Origin of the sequence: Pseudomonas sp. Sample_9 (genome assembly GCF_004307535.1) — a bacterium.
Taxonomy (GTDB): domain Bacteria; phylum Pseudomonadota; class Gammaproteobacteria; order Pseudomonadales; family Pseudomonadaceae; genus Aquipseudomonas; species Aquipseudomonas mercuritolerans.
Genome location: NZ_RAZO01000409.1, coordinates 1 through 5,636, shown reverse-complemented (window position 1 = coordinate 5,636; position 5,636 = coordinate 1). Strand labels below are relative to the sequence as shown.

The 5,636-nt window shown below is 60.9% G+C and carries 6 protein-coding genes; 2 read left to right on the top strand and 4 right to left on the bottom strand.

Annotated features, from left to right (window positions below; genetic code table 11):
• Window positions 1-458: DnaJ domain-containing protein (locus D6877_RS23375; RefSeq protein ID WP_153189073.1), on the bottom strand; the 458-nt coding region annotated here is incomplete at its 3' end.
• Between the two features lie 290 nt (window positions 459-748).
• On the opposite strand from D6877_RS23375, the gene D6877_RS23370 reads away from it, so the two are divergent.
• Complete coding sequence (locus D6877_RS23370) at window positions 749-2,017, top strand: Hsp70 family protein (protein WP_130912266.1); 1,269 nt, start codon at window positions 749-751, stop codon at window positions 2,015-2,017.
• Between the two features lie 122 nt (window positions 2,018-2,139).
• Here the strand turns inward: D6877_RS23370 and D6877_RS23365 are convergent, their stop codons facing one another.
• From D6877_RS23365 to D6877_RS23355, 3 genes are all read right to left on the bottom strand, one after another.
• The gene (locus D6877_RS23365) at window positions 2,140-3,153 is read right to left on the bottom strand and encodes a hypothetical protein (protein WP_101158351.1); all 1,014 of its coding nucleotides are present in this window, start codon (window positions 3,151-3,153) and stop codon (window positions 2,140-2,142) included.
• Between the two features lie 255 nt (window positions 3,154-3,408).
• On the bottom strand, window positions 3,409-3,714 hold the full coding sequence (locus D6877_RS23360) for a PsiF family protein (protein ID WP_130912265.1): 306 nt from the start codon (window positions 3,712-3,714) through the stop codon (window positions 3,409-3,411).
• 63 nt (window positions 3,715-3,777) lie between these two features.
• The gene (locus tag D6877_RS23355; protein WP_130912264.1) at window positions 3,778-4,572 is read right to left on the bottom strand and encodes a helix-turn-helix transcriptional regulator; all 795 of its coding nucleotides are present in this window, start codon (window positions 4,570-4,572) and stop codon (window positions 3,778-3,780) included.
• A 96-nt stretch (window positions 4,573-4,668) separates the two neighbouring features.
• Between D6877_RS23355 and D6877_RS23350 the strand changes: the two genes are divergently transcribed.
• Window positions 4,669-5,556: a DMT family transporter gene (locus D6877_RS23350; protein WP_130912263.1), complete on the top strand. Its 888-nt coding sequence runs from the start codon at window positions 4,669-4,671 to the stop codon at window positions 5,554-5,556.
• Window positions 5,557-5,636 lie beyond the last annotated feature (80 nt).

The window sequence follows — 5,636 nt, the reverse complement described above, 5'->3', positions numbered from 1 at the left end:
TGAAAGGTGACTTTCTTCGATTCGTTCGACAGGGTTTCTTCGAGGAAGACCGGCAGTTCCATTTCCACGTCTTGCCCTCGGCGTCCGCGTGATTGGCGGCTCTCGGCGCCACCGAAACCGGGGCCGCGATTGCCGAAGATCGAACTGAAGAAGTCCGAGAAGTCGCCCGTGTCGCCACCGCCACCGCCGAAGCCGCCACGGCTCTGCCAGCCCGGCGGGCCCTGAAACGGCTGACCGTGCTGGCCATAACGGCGCAGTTCGTCGTATTCGGCGCGTTTGTCGGCGCTTTTCAGCGCTTCATAGGCTTCCGAGGCGTCCTTGAACTTGGCCTCGGCGTCTTTTTCCTTGCTGACATCGGGGTGGTATTTGCGCGCCAGCTTGCGATAGGCCGCCTTGATGGCCTTGTCGTCAGCTGTCGGCTCCACGCCGAGTATCTTGTAATAGTCTTTGAAGTCCATGGAAGGATCACCATCCGTTATCGATTTCGCGCCGAGCCCAGCATGCGCCGATTGGCACGTGCCGGGTTGACCGATCTCAAGTTTGTGACCGGGTGGCGCCGCAGAAGTTTATCGGCAGTGGACGACGGTTCTTGCGACCGCCGGTGTGTCTGCCGGCCCATGCCAGCAAGTTTGGGGCGAAGCGGCGCTTTTCAAGCTGTCTGCCGGCGAAATAGCGGATGACCGGCCTTCGAATCTGCCGCGCACTGGCATACACTGCGCGGCCGTTTTTTCACCGGAATCCGAAAGACATGAAAGACGCCTCTCCAGCCCGTGCCTGCGGCATCGACTTCGGCACGTCCAACTCCACCGTCGGCTGGCTGCGCCCCGGCATGGAAACCATGATCGCGCTGGAAGACGACAAGATCACCCTGCCGTCGGTGGTTTTCTTCAACATCGAGGAACGTCGCCCGGTCTACGGTCGCCTGGCCCTGCACGAGTATCTGGAAGGCTACGAAGGCCGACTGATGCGCTCGCTCAAGAGCCTGCTCGGCTCCAAGCTGATCAAGCACGACACCAGCGTCCTCGGCACGGCGATGCCGTTCAAGGATCTGCTCGGGCTGTTCATCGGCCAGCTCAAGAGTCGCGCCGAAACCGCCGCCGGTCGGGAATTCGAGCAAGTGGTGCTGGGCCGCCCGGTGTTCTTCGTCGACGACGATCCGCTCGCCGACCAGGAAGCCGAAGACACTTTGGTCGAAGTGGCTCGCAAGATCGGCTTCAAAGAGGTGTCGTTCCAGTACGAGCCGATCGCCGCGGCATTCGACTACGAGTCGACCATCGAGAAAGAAGAGCTGGTGCTGATCGTCGACATCGGCGGTGGTACCTCTGACTTCTCGCTGGTACGTCTTTCGCCCGAGCGTCGCGGTGTCGACAACCGTCATGACGACATCCTCGCCACTGGCGGCGTGCACATCGGCGGGACCGACTTCGACAAACAGCTGAGCCTGCAAGGCCTGATGCCGCTGTTCGGCTATGGCAGCCGGATGAAGAGCGGCGCCTACATGCCGACCAGCCACCACATGAACCTGGCGACCTGGCACACGATCAACTCGGTGTACTCGCAGAAGTCCACGCTGGCGCTGGGCAGCATGCGCTACGACATCGAAGACACCGGCGGCATCGATCGTCTGTTCAAGCTGATCGAACAGCGCGCCGGGCACTGGCTGGCGATGGAAGTGGAGGAAACCAAGATCCAGCTGACCCACGCCGACAGCCGCCATGTGCCGCTTGACCGCATCGAAGCCGGGCTGAGCGTCGAGCTGAGTCGCGCGTTGTTCGAATCGGCGATCGAAGCCCTGCTCGAGCGGGTGCGCGGCAGCGTTACGCAATTGCTCAATGATGCCGGCGTCGCGGTCGATCAGGTCGACACGGTGTTCTTCACTGGTGGTTCGAGCGGCATCCCGGCCCTGCGCAACAGCGTCTCGGCGATGCTGCCGAAAGCGCGGCATGTGGAAGGGAACATCTTTGGCAGCATTGGTAGCGGTTTGGCGATTGAAGCCCGCAAACGCTATGGCGTTTAGGGGCAGCTGCAAGTTTTAAGCTGCAAGCTGCAAGCTGCAAGTAAGAGCAAAAGCAAAAGCCACTGCGGCTCTCGCTTCTGCTTTAACTTGCAGCTTGAAGCTTGCAACTCGAAGCTGCTTTTCTAGACCATTCCTCCGAGCTTCAACTCACTCTTCAGATACGCGTAATAAATCGGCCCCGCCACCACCCCCGGCAAACCGAACGCGGCTTCGAACACCAGCATCGCCAGAAGCAACTCCCACGACTTGGCACTGATCTGCCCACCAACGATGCGCGCGTTGAGGAAATATTCGAGCTTGTGGATAACGATCAGGTAGCCCAGCGCGGCGATCGCTACCCAGATCGACAGCGACAGACCGACGATGGTGATCAGCGTGTTCGACATCAGGTTGCCGATCACCGGCAGCAGGCCGAGCAGGAAGGTCAGCACGATCAGGGTTTTGGTCAGCGGCAGCTTGATGCCGAACATCGGCAGGATCACCGCGAGGAAGATCCCGGTGAACACGGTGTTGAGCAGGGAAATCTTGATCTGCGCGAAGACAATATTGCGAAACGCCTGCACCAGCAGATGCAAACGGTCGAACAAAGCGGCGGCCAACGGCTTGCGCTTGGTCACGTCGGGGATGCGCTGCAGGGCGATGATCGCGCCAAGCACCATGCCGATCAGCAGGGTGACGAACATGTGCGCGGCGTCCTTGCCGACCAGTTGCAGGTCGGCCAGATGCTTGCTCGCCCACTCACCGATCGCCACGCGGAATTCCGCCGCGCTGGCCGGCAGATAAGCGTCGATGAACGGCGGCAACTGTCCGCGCGCGCGATCGACCACGCCCATGAACTTATCCAGCGAGGCGCCGGGGTTTTCCGCTTCGTGCAGGAGGAAACTGATGGCGCCGGCGAAAATCAACGCCAGCACACTCACCACCAGCGTGCCGAGCAGCGCCACGGCCAGCCAGCGCGCACGCCGCCCTTCGATCAGCCGTTGCAATTGCGGGGTGAGCATGTTGACCAGCTCGAACACCAGCAACCCGGCCAGCAGGCTCGGCAACAGGCGCAGCGGCAGCACCAGCAGCAAACCGCCGAAAATGATTATGCAACTGACCCAGAACACAACATGACGCTGAGAAAACGTTGGCATACAGCCTCAAAACGAACGGCGTGAAAGGATGGGCAGTCTGCCAGCGATCCGGGGTTAGCACTAGGGATATGCGGGGCGTGGGATTGGCGGTGCATTCAGCGACGCTTTCGCGAGCAGGCTCGCTCCCACAGGGGAATGCATTTCAAATGTGGGAGCGAGCCTGCTCGCGAAGAGGCCGGCACGCCGAAAAGATCGCGGCCTCCTACAGGACCGCGGTCTCATGTAGGAGCTGCCGAAGGCTGCGATCTTTTGATCTTATTTCTTCTTCAGACACTCACTCATGAACGCCTTGCGCGCATCGCCGGTCAGCGCCTTGGTTTTCGCATCGGCATTGCAGGTGGTCATTTTCTGCTGCTGCGGGGTCAGCTCCTTGCCATCGTTGGCCGCTGGTGCCGCTTTCAGGCAGGTGCTCATGAACGCCTTGCGCTCGTCGCCCTTCAAGCTCTTGGCGGTCGCATCGGCATTGCAGGTGGTCATCTTGTTCTGTTGGGCCGTGGCGGCGAAACCCTGGGAACACACAAGCAGCCCGATCATCAACAACGGCACATGCAACATCTTCATGGAGTTTTCTCCTTGTTGCCGCACCGATGGATGCGGCCTCTGTCGCAGTGTAGTCAAAGCTTGTTACACCTTCCTGCCCTCGAGGTGGCTGCGTCGATATTGCTCCGGCGTGCAACCGGCCTGGCGGGCGAACATGGCGATGAAGGCCGAGCCGCTGCTGTAGCCGAGGTCGAAAGCGATTTCCTGCACCGAGCGCGCGGTTTCCAGCGCCTCGATCGCCGCCAGATAACGCAAGCGCTGGCGCCATTCGCCAAAGCTCATGCCCAGTTCACGAACGAACTGCCGCGCCAGAGTCCGTTCACTGACATGCACTTGCGCCGCCCAGTGCGCCAGAGGCTGATTGTTGCCAGGTTCGGCCTGCAAGGCCGCGAGAATCGTCAGCAAGCCCGGGCTGCTCGCATATGGCAGGTAACATTCCTGCACCGTTGCCTGTTGGAGTTGATCGACCAATACCTGGGCCAGACGCTGATCGGCCTCATGCTCCGGAATCTTCACATCGCGGGCGGCGAAGTCCTTGAGGATGGCCTTGAGAATGTCGCTGATCGCCAGCGTGCAGGCCCGCGCCGGCAAACGCGCGCAGACGTCGAGATCAAGACACACCGCGCGATAGTTGACCGGCTGATGGCTATAGAAACTGTGCTCGATCTCGGGCGGCACCCACACCGCGTATTGCGGCGGCGACATGAAGCGACTGCCGTCGACATCCATGTGCAACACGCCATGGGCGGCATACTCGAGCGTGCCCCACGGATGGCGATGCGGCGCGGCATATTCGTGGGCAGTGAAATCGGCGTAGCGGAAATACACCGCTGACGGCAATTCGTTGAAATCGAGCAGGTCGATGTGTTTGCTGTTCATGCTGTCCGGATGCAGAGGCAGGTTGTCCGGTTTGCAGTATAGGCGTGCATCCAGACAGGCGATAATCGCCCTTCATCAACGTTCTGGTTTTGTCCCATGCAATACGCGTTTCCCCTGCTGGCGATTTTCATCTGGGCCGGCAACACCGTGATCAACAAACTGGCGGTCGGGGCAATTTTCCCGGCCGAGATCGGTTTTTACCGCTGGCTGCTCGCCGGCGTGCTGTTCACGCCATTCATGCTCAGCAAAGTCATCGCGCACTGGCCGCAGATTAGGCCAAACCTGGGGCGGATTTTCGTCCTCGGCGTACTCGGCATGGCGGTGTATCAGAGCCTCGCCTATTTCGCCGCAACACTGACCACCGCAACCAATATGGGCATCATCCTGTCGTTGATGCCATTGATGTCGCTGGCCATGGCGATCATCAGCCTCGGCCAGCGCCTGAGCGCTGGTGCGTTGGTCGGTGCGGTGCTGTCGTTCGCTGGCGTGCTGGTGGTGGTGTCATCCGGCAGCCTCGGTGCGCTGCTGCAACACGGGGTCAATCTGGGCGATGCGATGATGCTGATCGCCACGCTGGCCTACGCCGTTTACAGCACCCTGCTGAAAAAGTGGCAACTGCGCCTGCCGCCGCTGGTGTTGCTGTACTTGCAGGTGCTGGTGGCGATTGTGGTGTTGTTTCCGCTGTTCGCGATGTCGCCGAAGACCGGGCTGAACCTGCAGAACGTGCCGCTGGTGCTGTATGCGTGCCTGCTGGCTTCGATGGTCGCGCCGCTGGCGTGGATGCAAGCGGTGCAGCGGCTGGGGCCGAGCAGGACGACGTTGTTCTTCAATCTGCTGCCGCTGATTACCGCGCTGATTGCGGCGCTGGTGTTGAAGGAACAGTTGGCGATGTATCACCTGGTGGGCGGGTTGCTGACCTTGGGTGGGGTGGTTTTGTCGGAGCGCTGGACCACGGTGTTGGGCCGGCGGATCGGCGCTGCCTGATAAGGCCCCTTCGCGAGCAGGCTCGCTCCCACGTTGAAATGCAGACACCTGTGGGAGCGAGCCTGCTCGCGAAGAACGAT